At 63.6% G+C, this 15,694-nt stretch carries 14 protein-coding genes; 9 read left to right on the top strand and 5 right to left on the bottom strand.

The window, feature by feature from the left end; translation table 11 throughout:
- From M3484_RS10445 to M3484_RS10430, 4 genes are all read right to left on the bottom strand, one after another.
- A partial coding sequence (locus M3484_RS10445; RefSeq protein WP_249496809.1) for a hypothetical protein occupies positions 1–254 on the bottom strand: 254 nt, incomplete at its 3' end.
- Positions 248–724: a helix-turn-helix domain-containing protein gene (locus tag M3484_RS10440; protein ID WP_249496808.1), complete on the bottom strand. Its 477-nt coding sequence runs from the start codon at positions 722–724 to the stop codon at positions 248–250. The genes M3484_RS10445 and M3484_RS10440, both read right to left, overlap by 7 nt.
- 404 nt (positions 725–1,128) lie before the next feature.
- Complete coding sequence (locus M3484_RS10435; RefSeq protein ID WP_249496807.1) at positions 1,129–1,440, bottom strand: hypothetical protein; 312 nt, start codon at positions 1,438–1,440, stop codon at positions 1,129–1,131.
- A gap of 222 nt (positions 1,441–1,662) precedes the next feature.
- Positions 1,663–2,856 (bottom strand): hypothetical protein, encoded by a 1,194-nt coding sequence (locus tag M3484_RS10430; protein ID WP_249496806.1) that lies wholly within the window; start codon positions 2,854–2,856, stop codon positions 1,663–1,665.
- Between the two features lie 108 nt (positions 2,857–2,964).
- Between M3484_RS10430 and lepA the strand changes: the two genes are divergently transcribed.
- Complete coding sequence (lepA, locus tag M3484_RS10425; protein ID WP_249496805.1) at positions 2,965–4,764, top strand: translation elongation factor 4; 1,800 nt, start codon at positions 2,965–2,967, stop codon at positions 4,762–4,764.
- A 601-nt stretch (positions 4,765–5,365) separates the two neighbouring features.
- Here lepA and M3484_RS10420 read toward each other — a convergent pair.
- Positions 5,366–5,578, bottom strand: coding sequence for a DUF1127 domain-containing protein (locus M3484_RS10420; protein ID WP_092896164.1), 213 nt, complete (start codon positions 5,576–5,578; stop codon positions 5,366–5,368).
- A 289-nt stretch (positions 5,579–5,867) separates the two neighbouring features.
- Here M3484_RS10420 and M3484_RS10415 point away from each other — a divergent pair, with 289 nt between their 5' ends.
- From M3484_RS10415 to mraY, 8 genes are all read left to right on the top strand, one after another.
- The gene (locus M3484_RS10415) at positions 5,868–6,989 is read left to right on the top strand and encodes an Mrp/NBP35 family ATP-binding protein (RefSeq protein WP_249496804.1); all 1,122 of its coding nucleotides are present in this window, start codon (positions 5,868–5,870) and stop codon (positions 6,987–6,989) included.
- 833 nt (positions 6,990–7,822) lie between these two features.
- Positions 7,823–8,326 (top strand): division/cell wall cluster transcriptional repressor MraZ, encoded by a 504-nt coding sequence (gene mraZ, locus M3484_RS10410; protein WP_249496803.1) that lies wholly within the window; start codon positions 7,823–7,825, stop codon positions 8,324–8,326.
- A 3-nt stretch (positions 8,327–8,329) separates the two neighbouring features.
- Positions 8,330–9,328, top strand: coding sequence for a 16S rRNA (cytosine(1402)-N(4))-methyltransferase RsmH (gene rsmH / locus M3484_RS10405; protein WP_249496802.1), 999 nt, complete (start codon positions 8,330–8,332; stop codon positions 9,326–9,328).
- 1 nt (position 9,329) lies between these two features.
- Positions 9,330–9,695: a cell division protein FtsL gene (gene ftsL, locus M3484_RS10400; protein WP_092896172.1), complete on the top strand. Its 366-nt coding sequence runs from the start codon at positions 9,330–9,332 to the stop codon at positions 9,693–9,695.
- Positions 9,696–9,698: 3 nt separating this feature from the next.
- Positions 9,699–11,489, top strand: a complete 1,791-nt coding sequence (locus M3484_RS10395) for a peptidoglycan D,D-transpeptidase FtsI family protein (protein WP_249496801.1) — start codon at positions 9,699–9,701, stop codon at positions 11,487–11,489.
- A 51-nt stretch (positions 11,490–11,540) separates the two neighbouring features.
- On the top strand, positions 11,541–13,028 hold the full coding sequence (locus tag M3484_RS10390) for a UDP-N-acetylmuramoyl-L-alanyl-D-glutamate--2,6-diaminopimelate ligase (RefSeq protein WP_249496800.1): 1,488 nt from the start codon (positions 11,541–11,543) through the stop codon (positions 13,026–13,028).
- 109 nt (positions 13,029–13,137) lie between these two features.
- Positions 13,138–14,580, top strand: coding sequence for a UDP-N-acetylmuramoyl-tripeptide--D-alanyl-D-alanine ligase (locus M3484_RS10385; RefSeq protein ID WP_249496799.1), 1,443 nt, complete (start codon positions 13,138–13,140; stop codon positions 14,578–14,580).
- Positions 14,581–15,663, top strand: a complete 1,083-nt coding sequence (gene mraY, locus M3484_RS10380; protein ID WP_092896180.1) for a phospho-N-acetylmuramoyl-pentapeptide-transferase — start codon at positions 14,581–14,583, stop codon at positions 15,661–15,663.
- Positions 15,664–15,694: the final 31 nt, after the last annotated feature.

Below are 15,694 nucleotides of genomic sequence, written 5' to 3'. Positions count from 1 at the left end.
GATCCGCCGCCGGGGCTTTGCCCTTTGGTGTGGTCGATCACCGTCTCTCGCGGGTGCATCATGGCCAGGAACCCGCCTTTGCCGTCGAGGCCCCCGGTGCGTGGCGCATTGCCGGTGTAGCCTCCGCCGTCAAAGCCAAGCATGCCCATGAACCCGCCAAGCTGCTTGTTGCCGCCAATGGCATTGAACAGCCCATCGAAGGCTGCATTCGCCAGCATCTCGGCCAGCTTGCTGATGATCTGCCGATCTAGCACGAGGAATCCTCAACTTTCTCGCGCAAAGTCTGTAACTCAACTAGCTGCCTGTCTGCGCTGCTGCCGCCATTCATTGGGCGCGGAGCCGGCCACCTGGCGGAATTCCCGGTTGAAATTCGACTTGGTCTGGAAGCCGAAATTGAACATGATCTGGGTGACAGGCGCGCCGTCTCCAGCAGAAGCCGCATTGCCTCGCGAATTCGCCAGTCGTTTATGGCTTGCGACACATTGCAGCCAAGCTGACGGTTGATCGCGCCAGAGACCTGCCGGGCCGGGATGCCGAGACGGCAGGACAGGCGATCCAGCGTCAGGTCGGGATCGCGGTAGAGCCGCCGCTCACTCAAGAGCGCGGTGAGCCGCTCCAGCACCAGCGCGTCGTTGACATTGGGCACTGGATTGGGCGGACCAGGTTCTTCGGTCCCGGCGTCGATCGCATCGCTGCCGGGAGCGCTGGCGGCCAGGTGCAGCATTAAGACGCCTATCAGCGGTAGCATCAGCAGGCTGACGCGCTGGAAGCTGTTCCTTGAGATCAGCATATCTGAGAGAGGCGGCCGATCGACTCGTCCATGCCCCGCATCGCCCCCAAATCGCCTTGTGAGGGTGAACCCCGCTCCATATGCCGCGGCTGGACCCGACTAAATCAGAACCCTGTCAGGGCACGAAACGCGGCTCAGGCTCGAAAGCGGATCGCCAGGGAGATGTCTTTTAAGCCTGATGCCTGCCTAATGGTGCTGTTGTGTTCGCTCCTGATCTCCGCCTCGGAGGAGATCAGGAAGCGCCGGATTGCGGCTCTTGTGGTGTTCCGTTGACCGGGGAAGACCCCGTGCGGACAGAGCCCGGAAAGCGCAACATGCGTGGAGCAGGGAAACCCGCCTCAGCCGCCGCAATAGGATTCGGCCATCGCGCCGAACTGCTTATAGCGGTCCCAGAATGCGTCATCGGCCGGTCTTTGCGAAATCCAGACGGTATGCGCCAGATCGGGATCGCGGAAGAATTTTGCCGCCCGGCGCTGGTCGCCACCTTTCAGGGTCATATCCGCAACCTGCTGGATGCAGCCGCAAAGGGCGCGGCTTGCGGCTTCGCGACCCGAACGCATGCAGGCCGATTCAATCGGGCCAGCCAGTGTCATGGGCGCAGTTGAGAGAAGCACACCGGCGGCGAGCGCCAGGGAGATGATTGGTTTCATGATGTTCTGCCTCAAGTGCCGCGAACAGGGATTCCCTCCGCCCGACGGTCATTTTTCTGCCAGTGATATTGCCAAAAATCGCCTCTTTTTTCAATCCTTGCAGGAGGCCAGGCAGGCTTTTGCCAGGAAAAAAGACGTGATCGCGGAAACTACAAGCGCCAGGGGGCAGGAGGCGGGTCTGGCGCAAGATCGGCTGCCCCAGGGTGGCGGATCGCGGCCGGATCAGTCGGTGTGGTCTTCGGACAGGATGCGCCAGGCAGTGATCGACCAGCTTGGCCTCGGCGAGACGGTGACGATTGTAGTCTGGATGATTCGCGATTGATCGGCGATGCCGCAGCCAGGCAGGCAGCTGGTATCCAGCCCCCAGCTGCCAAAGGCGCGATGCACCGCATCGGTGAGGCGCAGCAGATCGGGCGAGGGCGCGAAGCTGGTGTCAATCCGCGCGGTGACCTCCTCGAGCCGGGCTTCGGGCAGCTCGATGGTGATCGCGCGGTCGCGCCAGCCAATCCCTGGCAGGACGCGGTTTTTGCCGGAATCGGTGAGATAAGTGCCGTCCTGCAGCACAAAAAATGGCATTGGCGCGGTGAGCCGGACCGAGGTGACCGTGCCGGGGCCATCGCCGAGCCAGGCCTTTGCCTGCTCTGTAAGGCGTGCGACCTCGTCTTCCGCAACAGCCTCGGTCCGGGCTTCTGGTGTCACTTTGGGCGGCAGGCCGACAGGGTCGCGCAGTGTCACCAGTTCTGACGGCAGGTCGATATGGATCCGGCGCAGCCCGGTATCGGGCGGCAGCACCACCTCGGCGCCAGGCTCGGCGAACCAGCGGATCGGATCGGTGGCGATGGCGTCATGATTGATCAGATAGGAGTCGTAATTCTGGAAATGGCTGGTGATCAGTTCGGCCGGGACCGACCGGGGCAGGGCCTGCCGCAGCGCGCCCATGCCCCAGTTTTCCGGGCTGCCCGCCCCGGCAGTCCAGGTCCGGCACAGGATCGTCAGGCAGGTGAAGGTCCGCACAGCCGCACCATCTTTCAGCAGCGTGCCGATTTCCGTAACCGGGGCGCCGCCCGTTTCGCCAGAGATCTCCGCGCCGGTGATATCGCCGTCGCCGGACCCGTCGAGATACCAGAGCGATGGCCGCAACTCCGCCAGCGTTGCGCTGTCGGTGATCAGGCGCGGCCCGGCGCCGGTGACGAAATCCTCAAGGAGGAGCGCGTATTGCCCGGAGGCGAGTTCGTCATCGCTGATCCCGCTCAAAAGCGCGACGGTTGCAGGCCGGGGTGCCATCGCCAGAAACAGAACCGCAAACCCGGGAAAGGCGCCGCGAATCCTCCACCAGGCATAAAGCCCCGCCACTGCCAGCCCGATCCCGCCGCCGGCGAGGCCCCAGAGCAGCGCTTTCTTACCAGGTTTCCGCATTCTGTCCGTCTTCTTATTCCACGGACGAAGGTAAACTACGAAAATCGCAGCTTCCAGTCTGCTTGCCCCTCTTCCCGGCTCTCTCGGATGCCGCTATATCCCGCTGCCATGACCCAACTTGATCACATCCGCAATTTCTCCATCGTCGCCCATATCGACCACGGGAAATCCACGCTCGCCGACCGGCTTATCCAGATGACCGGCACGGTGGCCGAGCGTGACATGAAGGCGCAGATCCTCGACTCGATGGATATCGAGCGCGAGCGCGGCATCACGATCAAGGCGAACTCCGTCCGGATCGAATATCCGGCGAAGGATGGGAAAACCTATATCCTGAACCTGATCGACACGCCCGGCCATGTGGACTTCGCCTATGAGGTCTCGCGCTCGATGCGCGCGGTCGAAGGATCGCTGCTGGTGGTTGACGCCTCGCAGGGCGTCGAGGCGCAGACGCTGGCCAACGTCTATCAGGCGCTGGATGCCGGGCATGAGATCGTGCCGGTTCTGAACAAGATCGACCTGCCCGCCGCCGACCCGGACCGGGTGAAGGCCAATATCGAAGACGTGATCGGGCTTGATGCGTCAGACGCGATTCCGATTTCGGCGAAATCGGGCCTTGGTATCCCCGATGTGCTGGAAGCGATTGTTCAGCGCCTGCCGGCGCCGAAAGGTGACCGCGATGCGCCCCTGAAGGCGATGCTGGTCGACAGCTGGTATGACAGCTATCTCGGCGTGGTCGTCATGATCCGCGTGATGGATGGCGTGATCAAAAAGGGCGACCGCATCCGGATGATGCAGACCAATGCGGTCTATCCCATCGACCGCCTGGCCGTGCTGACGCCGAAGATGAAAGATATTGCCGAGCTGGGCCCGGGTGAGATCGGTGTCTTCACCGCCTCGATCAAACAGGTGCGCGATACCCGCGTCGGCGACACTGTCACCCATGAGCGCAAGGGCACCGAGACGCCGCTGCCGGGGTTCAAGCCCGCGCAGCCGGTGGTGTTCTGCGGCCTCTTCCCGGTCGATGCGGCGGATTTCGAGGCGCTGCGCGATGCGATCGAAAAACTCGCGCTGAATGATGCCTCCTTCAGCTATGAGATGGAGACCTCGGCGGCGCTTGGCTTTGGTTTCCGCTGCGGCTTCCTTGGCCTTTTGCACCTCGAAGTGATCCGTGAACGGCTGGAGCGTGAATTCGATCTCGATCTGATCACCACCGCGCCGAGCGTGGTGTTCAAGCTGCATATGAAAGACGGCGAGGTGCGCGATCTGCACAACCCTGCCGATATGCCCGACCTGACCTATATCGACCATATCGAAGAGCCGCGGATCAAGGCGACGATCATGGTGCCGGATGAATATCTCGGCGATATCCTGAAACTTTGCCAGGACCGTCGCGGCATCCAGCTGAACCTGACCTATGCCGGGCCGCGCGCGATGGTCGAATATGACCTGCCGCTGGCGGAAGTGGTGTTCGACTTCTACGACCGGCTGAAATCGGTGACCAAGGGCTATGCGTCCTTTGACTACACGCTGAACGAATATCGCGAGGACAATCTCGTGAAGATGTCGATCCTCGTGAACGAAGAGCCGGTCGATGCGCTGGCGATGATGGTTCACCGTGACCGCGCCGAGTCGCGGGGCCGGGTGATGGTCGAAAAGCTGAAAGAGCTGATCCCGCGCCATATGTTCAAGATCCCGATCCAGGCCTCGATCGGCGCAAGGGTGATCGCGCGTGAAACCCTTTCGGCGATGCGCAAGGACGTGACCGCAAAATGCTATGGCGGCGACGCGACGCGTAAGCGCAAACTCCTCGACAAGCAAAAAGAGGGCAAAAAGAAGATGCGGCAGTTCGGCAAGGTCGAGATCCCGCAGACCGCCTTCATCCAGGCGCTCAAGATGGACAATTGACGGGCAGCGTATCCGTTCAGAATCAAAAAGGCCGGCGCTTGCGCCGGCCTTTTTGATTCTGGCCCGCCGAAACTGGCCAAGGCTGCAACAGGGCTGTGCCGCAGCGTGCAATCGCGCTGCGCGCCGGTTCCCCGGCCTTACGCGGGCCTGGCGGTTTTAATGGTGAAAAAGGGAGGGGAGGGCGGCGGTCCCATGGGAGGAGGAGAGGGACCGCCGCAAGTTCCGGTGGCGCAAGGGAGGAGGAGAGCGCCGCCGAACTGATCGGGCACCAGGCGCAGGCCTGTGCCCATTTGGGAGGGCGCAGCGGCTCCGGGGAGGAGGAGAGGAGCCACCGCGCTTTCCGGAGACCCCAGGGAGGAGGAGAGGGGCTCCGAACTCGTCTGGCCCGGCGCATAAGCGCGCTGCAGGCCGGTATCTGATGCGGCGACCCCAGGGAGGAGGAGGGGGTCGCCGCTGGTTCGAAGGCCCGAGGGAGGAGGAGTGGGCCACCGAATGGAGCGGGCATTGCTGCCCTTTAAGAGCTGGCGCCACCTGGGAGGAGGGCGGCGGCGCCATTTTCACGCCGGATCCAGGGAGGAGGAGGGGATCCGGGGCGGGAAACTTATTTGCCGTAAGCGGCTTCGCGGGCAACTTCGGTGATCATGGCGCGGGACAGGCCCAGATCCGACAGATCACGATCCGAGAGCGAACGAAGCTCTTCAAGGGTCCGCGAATAGAGTTTACGACGTGCGATTGCGTTGCGCAGGGCCTCGACGACATCGCCGAAGAGCGAGGGCCGGGCCAAAGCGGCGCGGGAGGTGTTCACATATGCCATTTCATCAAGCCTTTGCGTCAGGATCGGCGGTGGTCTTGCCAGGTTTGGCGGATCTTCGTGCCGGTCCGTTGCTTTCCGTTGTGCTAACATGCGGGCTTTTCTGCGTTTGCACAATAGACGGCCCGGCAATGCTGCCATGCAGCAATCGCATGGCTGTTTTCGGGGCTATGTCATTGATATGAACAGATATGGTTAAAGATCAGGCAGTCTGCGAACACATCTTTCTCCGCCCCTTGCCCTTTTCGCAAAAACTGCCGAGTCTCAGTCAGCGATTTGTCCGGAGAGAGCGATGACAGCCACGCGTGAAGCGGTAACGGAGATTCTGGCGGGGATTGCCCTGCCAGGCGGTGGCACCCTGGTGTCGCGCGATTTGATTCGCGCGCTCTCGGTCGAGAGTGGCGTGGTGCGTTTCGTCATCGAGGCGGAAAGCGCAGATCAGGCGCGGGCGCTGGCGCCGGTCCAGGCGGCGGCTGAGGCGGCGCTGAAGGCGCTGTCGGGGATCACATCTGTCCAGGTGGTGATGACAGCGCATGGCCCGGCGGCGAAAGCGGCGCCGAAACCGGCGGGTCCGGTGGTGCGCAGCTCGGGCGCGGCGGGCGAGCCGCCCAGCCTGAAGATCGGCGGTCATCCGACGCCGCAGCAGGGCGGGCCGCAAAAGCTCTCGGGGATCGACCGTATTATCGCGATCGGCTCGGGGAAGGGCGGTGTCGGCAAATCGACGGTCAGCTCGAACCTTGCGGTGGCGCTGGCGAAACAGGGGCGGCGCGTCGGGTTGCTGGATGCAGATATATACGGGCCGAGCCAGGCACGGATGATGGGCGTGTCGAAGCGCCCCTCATCGGTCGATGGCAAGATCATCGAGCCGGTGGTCGCGCATGGCGTCACCATGATGTCGATGGGGCTTTTGCTGAAAGAGGGCGAGGCCGTGGTCTGGCGCGGGCCGATGCTGATGGGGGCGATCCAGCAGCTTTTGTCCCAGGTGGCCTGGGGCGAGCTGGATATTCTGCTGATCGACCTGCCGCCCGGCACCGGTGATGTGCAGCTTTCACTGTCGCAACGGGTGCAGCTGACCGGCGCGCTGGTCGTGTCGACGCCACAGGATGTGGCGCTGATCGACGCGCTGAAGGCCATCGACATGTTCAACAAGCTGAAAACGCCGATCCTTGGCCTGATCGAGAATATGTCTTCTTATATATGCCCCAATTGCGGCCATGAGGCGCATATCTTCGGCCATGGCGGTGTCCCTGCCGAAGCGCAGCGCCTGAACATCCCCTTCCTTGGCGAGCTCCCGCTGGCGCTGGATGTGCGGGTGGCGGGCGATGCCGGGGCGCCGATTGCCACCGGCGACGGCCCGTTGGCCGAGGCTTATGACCGCCTCGCGCGCCGCCTGATCGACGGCAATATGGCCTGACGGCCCCTGCACCGGCGGCGGTTCCCGCACAGCGCCGGTTTCTGCGCCCCGAACTCCCCCGCCACCTGCCCGGTGGCGGGGTTTTGCTTTACCGGCGTCTCAGCTCACTGCCAGGGCGGAACCGGTTCCGGGATGGAATGGCGCCGGAAGGCTCCGAATCAATTGACATGGAATTTCATGGAACTGAGAGGGAGTTTTCACCTCAGGCGGGTGGATCTGTGGGATTGAAGCGGCCGGTACGTGTAAATGGCCCGGGGTGATGCGCAGTCTTTTGCGCAGGGTGTGCCTTGATTCGGAAAAAACTTCGATCCTGTGGGATAGCATGGGATCGGCTGGTTTATCCAATATATCGACAGTAACGCAAACGAGAGCCATAGATATGGTGTTGTGATAAGGCGTGATGGCCACAATATCCTGTTTTCCCATCTCATCCCGGACAAGATATTGCCATCATGATCCAACATTTCCCTTGTCAGACCATGAAATCCCAGGCATGTTGGGGTCACGGAAGATGAGACGGGCAAACAAAGACGTCAGGGGCGGACGAAGACCCCGAACAAAGGCGAAAAAAGGCAGCTCATACAGGCAAACCCTTTCATCGGACGACAGAGATCCGGCGCGCGAGCGAGCAGACATCTCCCCCAGGTGGCGCGCGTAGCTGGACGCCCAGCGATGGGACAGAGGCGGATCGGACAGTGGCAGCAGTCCGATCCGCCCATTTCATTTCTGGACCATGAGAAATTCGGCCGACGGGCCAGAAGGCTGACGCCGCAAGGCAAAATCATCGGGCCAGAAGGCCCAGGGACAGAAGCAACAAGGGCCGGCACAAAGCAATGGCTGAGGCATTCAGAGGCGAGTTCTACCAGAAGGTAGATGCAAAGGCGCGGGTTTCGATCCCGGCGCCTTTTCGCCGTATTCTGGAAGCCGGCGATGCCGGGGCAGGGACCTCGCGCCCGCGTGTTGTGATGGTCTATGGCGGCCGCGCCGGTCAGGCCTATGTCGAATGCTATTCCGTCGCGCAAATGGCTGTGATGGAAGATAAGATCCGCAGGCTCGCCCCGGGGACGCCGCAGCGCAAGGCGCTTGAGCGCAATTACATCACCCTCTCGCAGACCGTTGAAATCGATGATGATGGCCGTCTCGTCCTGCCGCAGAAGGTGCGCGAGCGGATCGGCCTGGCCGATGCCGGCGAGGCCTGTTTTGCGGGCGCACTGGACACGTTCCAGATCTGGCTGCGTGATACCTATGATGCGGAAATGGCGGCACAGGAAGAGATCGATCTTGACCTGCCCGATGGTGCGGATCTCCTCTCGCTCCTGCCGCATGACGGAGTGTAAGCGATGGCAGGAAGCGCACCGCATATCCCGGTGCTCCTCAGGCCTCTGCTTGCGGCGTCAGCCCCGGTTGAAGGCTTCTGGATTGATGGCACTTTCGGGGCAGGGGGCTATGCAAAGGGTCTGATCGACGCGGGCGCGTCACGGGTTCTTGGCATCGACCGCGATCCGCTGGCGCATCAGTTGGCGGCGTCCTGGCTTCCCGATTTCGGCGGGCGTATCGCGCTGGCCATGGGCACATTTTCCGATCTCGACACACTCGCGGGCGAGCCGGCGGATGGCGTTGTCCTTGATATCGGCGTGTCCTCGATGCAGATCGACGAGGCAGAGCGCGGGTTTTCCTTTCAGAAAGACGGCCCGCTCGACATGCGGATGAGCCAGGACGGGCCCTCTGCCGCCGATCTGGTGAATACCGCAGGCGAGGAATATCTCGCGGATATCCTTTATAATTACGGTGAAGAGCGTGCCTCGCGCCGGATTGCGCGCGCGATTGTCGCGGCGCGCGAGACCAGCCCTTTCACCACCACGCTGCAACTGGCCGAAGTGGTCGCGAAACAGCTGCCGCGCCCGAAATTCGGCGAAAGCCATCCGGCAACCCGCAGTTTTCAGGCGATCCGCATCGCGGTGAATGCCGAATTCGATCAGCTGGCCGAGGGGCTGGCGGCGGCCGAGCGGATCCTGAAACCCGGCGGGCGGCTGGCGGTAGTGACCTTCCACAGTCTTGAAGACCGCATCGTCAAACGGTTTTTCCAGCAGGCCTCCGGCGCCGAACCCGCCGCCAACCGCTATGCGCCGGCGCGGGATGCTGTCACCCCGCGCTTTCGGCTTGCGTCGAAGAAGGCCATCAGCCCCGATGACGAAGAACTTGCCGCCAATCCGCGCGCGCGGTCTGCGAAGCTCCGCATCGGCATTCGCACGGATGCGCCTGCCCTGGCTGCCGATCCGGCGGCGCTCGGGCTTCCCCGGTTTCATGTGACCCGTAATTCGCAAAAAGGACGGTCCTGACATGCGCCCCGTGCTTTACGTTTTTACCTTCCTGTCTGTGATCGCCCTTGGCTTCTGGGCGTATCGCGAAAACTACGCCACCCAGGAAGTGCTGCGTGAGGTCCGGGGGCTGCAGCGCCAGATTGCCAGCCTGCGCGAGGGTCTGTCGGTGCAAAAGGCGGAATGGGCCTGGCTGAACCGGCCTGACCGGTTGCGGGATCTGGTTTCGCTGAATTTCGAACGTGTTCCGCTGATGCCGATGGAACCGGGTCAGTTCGGCTCCACGGCAAGCGTCGCCTATCCGGTGCCCGAGATCCCCGCGATCGAACTGCCCGACGGCGTCGGCGCGATCCGGATCACCTCGGCCACAGCAGAAGAGGGGCTCTGATCCATGCGCACACCCCTCCGCCCGCTTGCCCGTATCCTTGAGGCGCGCCAGAACGGTGAAAACCCCGATCTGATCGAGCGCGAGAATCTCGAACGCCGCCATGAGGTGATCCGCGACAAAAGCCAGCCACGCGCATCGGCCCGGCTGGGGCTGCTCGCTCTGGCCTTTGGCTGCGCCTATCTGACCATCGGGGTCCGGATGGGCCATCTGGCGGCCTCCGAGCCGGTCGAGCCGGTGGCCTCCGCGCCGGGGGCCGAGATCGTCGCGCAACGCGCCGATATCACGGACAGAAATGGCCGCATCCTTGCGACGAACATGACCACTTCGGCGCTTTACGCGCATCCGAAAGACATGGTCGATCCCAAAGGCTCGGCGCGCAAACTGGCAGAGATCTTCCCCGATCTGAAGGCCGAAGACCTGGAACGCCGCTTTACCGACGGACGCCGGTTCCTCTGGGTGAGGAAGGTTCTCAGCCCCGAACAGATGCAGGCGGTGCATGAGATCGGCGATCCGGGGCTCTTGTTCGGCCCACGCGAGATGCGGCTTTACCCGAACGGCACGCTCGCGGCGCATGTGCTGGGCGGCTATTCCTTTGGCGCAGAAGGCGTGCATTCCGCCGAGGTGATCGGCACTGCCGGGATCGAAAAGGCGATGGATGCGCGGCTGCGCGATCCCGCCCAGGCCGGTCAGCCGCTGGAGCTCTCGCTTGACCTCACCGTGCAGGCCACGGTCGAAGAGGTGCTTTCCGCCGGGATTTCGATGCTGAATGCGCGCGGCGGCGCGGCGATTGTTATGGATGTGCGCACCGGCGAGATCGTGGCTCTGGCTTCGGCGCCGACTTTTGATCCGAATGACCGCCCCGTGCCGCTGGTCGGCAAGGATGACGAACCCTCTGACAGCCCGCTTTTCAACCGCGCGGTGCAGGGCGTCTATGAGCTGGGCTCGGCCTTCAAGATCTTTGCCGCCGCCCAGGCGATGGAGCTGGGTCTTGTGACGCCTGAAACCCTCGTTGATGCCAATGCGCCGATGACCTGGGGCAAGCACCGCATCAAGGAATTCGAGGGCAAGAATTACGGCCCGATGCTCTCGGTCCGCAAAGTGATCGAGAAATCGTCAAACGTGGGCACCGCCCATATCGCGCTGATGATCGGGCCGCAGCGCCAGCAGGCCTTTCTGAAATCGCTTGGGTTCTTTGACCCGACGCCGGTTGAGCTGATCGAGGCCCCGGGTGCGCGGCCGCTGATCCCCAGGCGCTGGCCCGAGATCGTGACCATCACGACCTCTTATGGGCACGGCATGTCGGCAAGCCCGCTGCATCTCGCGGCGGCCTATGCCTCGATTGCGAATGGCGGCATCTATATCAAGCCGACGCTCCTGAAACAAAAGGGCCCCGCTTCGGGCATCCGGGTGATGAGCGAGAAGGTCGCGAAGGAATCGGTTTCGATGCTGCGTTCGGTCGTGACGCATGGCACGGCGAGCCTTGGCGAGGTCAAAGGCTATGAGGTCGCGGGCAAGACCGGCACCGCCGACAAGCCCAAGAAATCGGGCGGCTATTACAAGGACAAGGTGATCAACACTTTCGCCTCGACCTTCCCGGCCTCGAACCCGCGCTATGTGGTGATCGTGACGCTGGATGAACCCGCGGATACGTCGGGGCCACGGCCGCTGCGCACTGCCGGCTGGACCTCTGTGCCGGTCACCGCCGAGATGATCCGCCGCATCGCGCCGCTGCTTGACGTGAGGCCGATAGTTGAACCCATCACCGGAGCTGCGCTAACAGCAGCGGCAAACTGAACGGGTGCCAGAGCTGCGGCTGAAAGCGGCAGCGAACTGAACGGGTGAAATATGGCGGGTGAAAAGCGGCTCTCGGGGCTTGGGCTGAAGGCAAGGCAAAGCAGGGATCCGGCCCTGACCGGGATCACGGCTGACAGCCGGGCGGTAAAGCCCGGCTTCCTCTTTGCGGCACTGCCCGGCAGCCTGCGCCATGGCGCAGATTTCATCGCAACCGCGCTGGAAAAGGGTGCAGCCGCGATCCTCACCGATCCGATGGGCGCGGTGATCGGGACCGAAGCGATCGGGCTGAAAGACGTGGCGCTGGTCGTGGTGGACGAGCCGCGCGAGGCCCTCGCGCGCGCAAGCGCCCTCTGGTCGGGCGCCCAGCCTGCCGTGATGGCGGCGGTCACCGGCACCAACGGGAAGACCAGCGTTGCCACCTTTACGCGCCAGATCTGGCAGGCGCTTGGCAAGCCTGCGATCAATATCGGCACGACCGGAGTGGAGGGCGACTGGCAGGCACCATCCGCCCATACCACCCCCGACCCGGTGACCCTGCATGCCATGCTGGCAGATGCGGCGGCAGACGGCATCACACATGCCGTGATGGAGGCCTCCTCGCACGGGCTCGACCAGCGCCGCCTCGAAGGCGTGCGCCTGAAAGCGGCCGGCTTCACCAATCTGACCCAGGACCATCTCGACTATCACCACACGATGGAGGCCTATTTCACCGCGAAAGCCGGCCTTTTCACCCGGCTTCTTCCCGATGATGCGGTGGCGGTGATCAATCTCGACGGCGCTTATGGCCCCGAAATGGCCGAGCTCGCCGAGGCCCGCGGCCTGCCGGTGCTGCGTGTCGGACGCGGCGAGACCGGGCCGCTCCCCGATCTGCAGATAAAAGCGATCCGCCCCGATGCGACCGGCCAGGAATTGCGGCTCTTGTGGCAGGGTAAACCCTTCCAGGCGCGGCTGAGCCTCACCGGCTCCTTCCAGGCGGAAAATGTCGCCCTGGCGGCGGGCCTTGTCATCGCCTGTGGCGAGAAGCCGGATCGCGTGATGGAGGCGCTGCCCGGTCTCAAAGGCGTGCGCGGCCGGATGGAACTGGCCGCGACCCGCAGAAATGGCGCGCCGGTCTATGTCGATTACGCCCATACGCCCGATGCCATCGCCACCGCGCTGCAGGGCCTGCGCCCGCATGTGATGGGCCGCCTGATCCTGGTCTTCGGCGCCGGCGGCGACCGCGACCGCATGAAACGCCCGCTGATGGGCGAGGCTGCACAGGCCAATGCCGATATCCTCTTCGTGACCGACGACAATCCGCGCTCGGAAGAGCCCGCCGCCATTCGCGCCGAGATCATGGCCGCCTGCCCGGAGGCCAATGAGGTCGGTGACCGCGCCGAGGCGATCCTGCGCGCCGTTGACGCGCTCCTCCCCGGCGACGCCCTGCTGATTGCGGGCAAAGGCCATGAAACCGGCCAGATCATCAAAGGCGAAGTCTATCCTTTCGACGATGTCGAACAGGCCTCGGTCGCGACCGCCGCGCTGGACGGGCTGATCTGATGCGCGACATTGCCCATTTCATCTGTCTGGAAATATCCCCGGGGGGCGGCTCCGCAGGAGCCGGGGGGCAGGCAGCCCCCCTCCGCCCTGAGCCACAGGACGCGCGCGTATGACCCCGCTCTGGACCTCCTCTGACGCCGCAACCGCCACCGGCGGGCGCACCAGCCGCGACTGGGCCGCCACCGGCGTCTCGATCGATACCCGGACACTGAAGCAAGGCGATCTCTTCGTGGCGCTGGCCGCCGCGCGGGATGGCCATGATTTCGTGGCCCAGGCGCTGGAAAAAGGCGCTGCCGCCGCTCTGGTCACCCATATCCCCGAAGGCGTCAGCCCGGAGGCGCCGCTTCTGATCGTTGCGGATGTGCTTAAAGGTCTCGAAGCCCTCGGGCGCGCGGCCCGCACCCGCACCAAAGCCCGCGTCATCGGCGTCACCGGTTCGGTCGGCAAGACCTCGACCAAGGAAATGCTGCGCGCCATGCTTTCGGGTCAGGGCGTCACCCATGCGGCGGAAGCCAGCTATAACAACCATTGGGGCGTGCCGCTGACCCTCGCCCGGATGCCGGTCGACAGTGATTTCGCGGTGATCGAGATCGGCATGTCGAACCCGGGCGAGATCGCGCCGCTCGCGCGCCTTGCCCGCCCGCATGTCGCGCTGATCACCACCGTTGCCCCGGCCCATATGGCCGCTTTCGGCTCCATCGAGGGGATCGCCCGCGAAAAAGGCGCGATTTTCGAAGGGCTGGAGCCGGGCGGCACCGCCGTGATCAATCTTGATCTCGACACCACGCCGGTTCTCACCGCGCTGGCAGAAGCCGCCGGTGCGCAGATCCTGGGCTTTGGCCGTGCCAGGGACGCCGCCTGGCATCTCGACGAGGTGCGTCCGGGCGATGAGATCACTGTGGTCCGCGCCAGTCATGACGGGCAGATGAGCCTTTTCCGCATCGCCTCGCCCGGCGCGCATTTTGCGATGAACGCGCTTGGTGCGCTGGCCTCGGTCGCGGCGCTCGGCGCCGATCCGGTGCTGGCCGCACATGATCTCGGGCGCTGGCAGCCCCCCTCGGGGCGCGGCACCCGCGAGCGGATCGAGCTGGACGTGGTGGAAGAGACCTTCTTCGACCTGATCGATGACAGTTTCAACGCGAACCCGGCCTCGCTGGCCGCCAGTCTCGACATGCTGATCCGCGCGAAACCGGTTGACGGGATCGGCGCCCTCGGCGCTGGCCGCCGCATCGCAGTTCTCGGCGATATGCTGGAACTTGGCCCGCAGGAATTGCAGCTCCATGCCGCGGTCGCGGATCACCCCGGGCTGAAAGCGGTGACCCTGATCCACTGCGTCGGGCCGCGCATGCGGGAACTCCACCGCGCGCTTCCCCTTGCGCAGCGCGGCGAATGGGTGGAAACGGCGGCGGAACTGGCGGGACGTGCCCGCGCATTGATGGATCCGGGCGATATCCTGCTCGTCAAGGGCTCCAAAGGATCGAAAGTCAGTCTTGTGGCCGAAGCCCTGCGCCGTCTGGGCACTGCCCGCATGAAAACCGAAGGAACCGAGTGAATGCTTTTCTGGCTGACCGAACTCTCTGACGGGGGCGATTTCTTCAATCTGTTCCGGTATATCACCTTCCGGGCAGGGATGGCTTTCGGCACTGCGCTGATCTTCGGTTTCATCTTCGGGCGTCCGCTGATCAACCTCTTGCGTCGCAAGCAGGGGAAGGGGCAACCGATCCGCGATGACGGGCCGCAGAGCCATTTCGCGAAAGCCGGCACCCCGACAATGGGGGGGCTCCTGATCCTTTCGGCCCTGACGATTTCGACGCTTCTTTGGGCGCGGCTTGATAATCCTTATGTCTGGATCGTGCTGCTGGTCACGCTGGCCTTCGGCCTGATCGGTTTCGCGGATGACTATGCCAAGGTCACCAAACAGAACACCAAGGGCGTGTCGTCACGTATCCGGTTTATCCTTGGCCTGGTGATCGCGGGCCTTGCGGCCTGGGCGGCGGCGCGGTTCCACCCCGAAGGGCTGACCAATCAGCTGGCCATGCCTTTCTTCAAAGATGCGCTGATCAATCTGGGGATCTTCTTCGTGCCTTTCGGCATGATCGTGATTGTGGGCGCCGCCAATGCGGTGAACCTGACCGACGGGCTGGATGGTCTGGCAATCATGCCGGTGATGATCGCCGCCGGCACGATCGGCGTTATCGCTTATGTGGTCGGCACCTCGACCATGGCGAATTACCTCGGTGTCCATGCCGTGCCGGGTACGGCGGAACTGGTGATCTTCGCCTCGGCGCTGATCGGCGGCGGGCTTGGCTTCCTGTGGTATAATGCGCCGCCCGCAGCGGTGTTCATGGGCGATACCGGCTCGCTCGCGCTTGGCGGCGCTTTGGGCGCGATGGCGGTCTGCACCAAACACGAGATCGTTCTGGCCATCGTCGGCGGCCTTTTTGTGGTCGAGGCGCTGAGCGTGATCATCCAGGTGCTGTACTACAAACGTACCAAAAAGCGGATCTTCCTGATGGCGCCGATCCACCACCATTTCGAGAAAAAGGGCTGGGCCGAGCCGCAGATCGTGATCCGCTTCTGGATCATCTCGCTGATCCTCGCGATGATCGGGCTGGCGACGCTGAAAGTGCGCTGAGGCCGGGCCCCGAAATCCGGTAAGGACCGCC

It is taken from the genome of Pseudomonas sp. GX19020, from assembly GCF_023371075.1.
Classification (GTDB): domain Bacteria; phylum Pseudomonadota; class Alphaproteobacteria; order Rhodobacterales; family Rhodobacteraceae; genus Pseudogemmobacter.
This window is presented reverse-complemented; position numbering and strand designations above follow the sequence as displayed.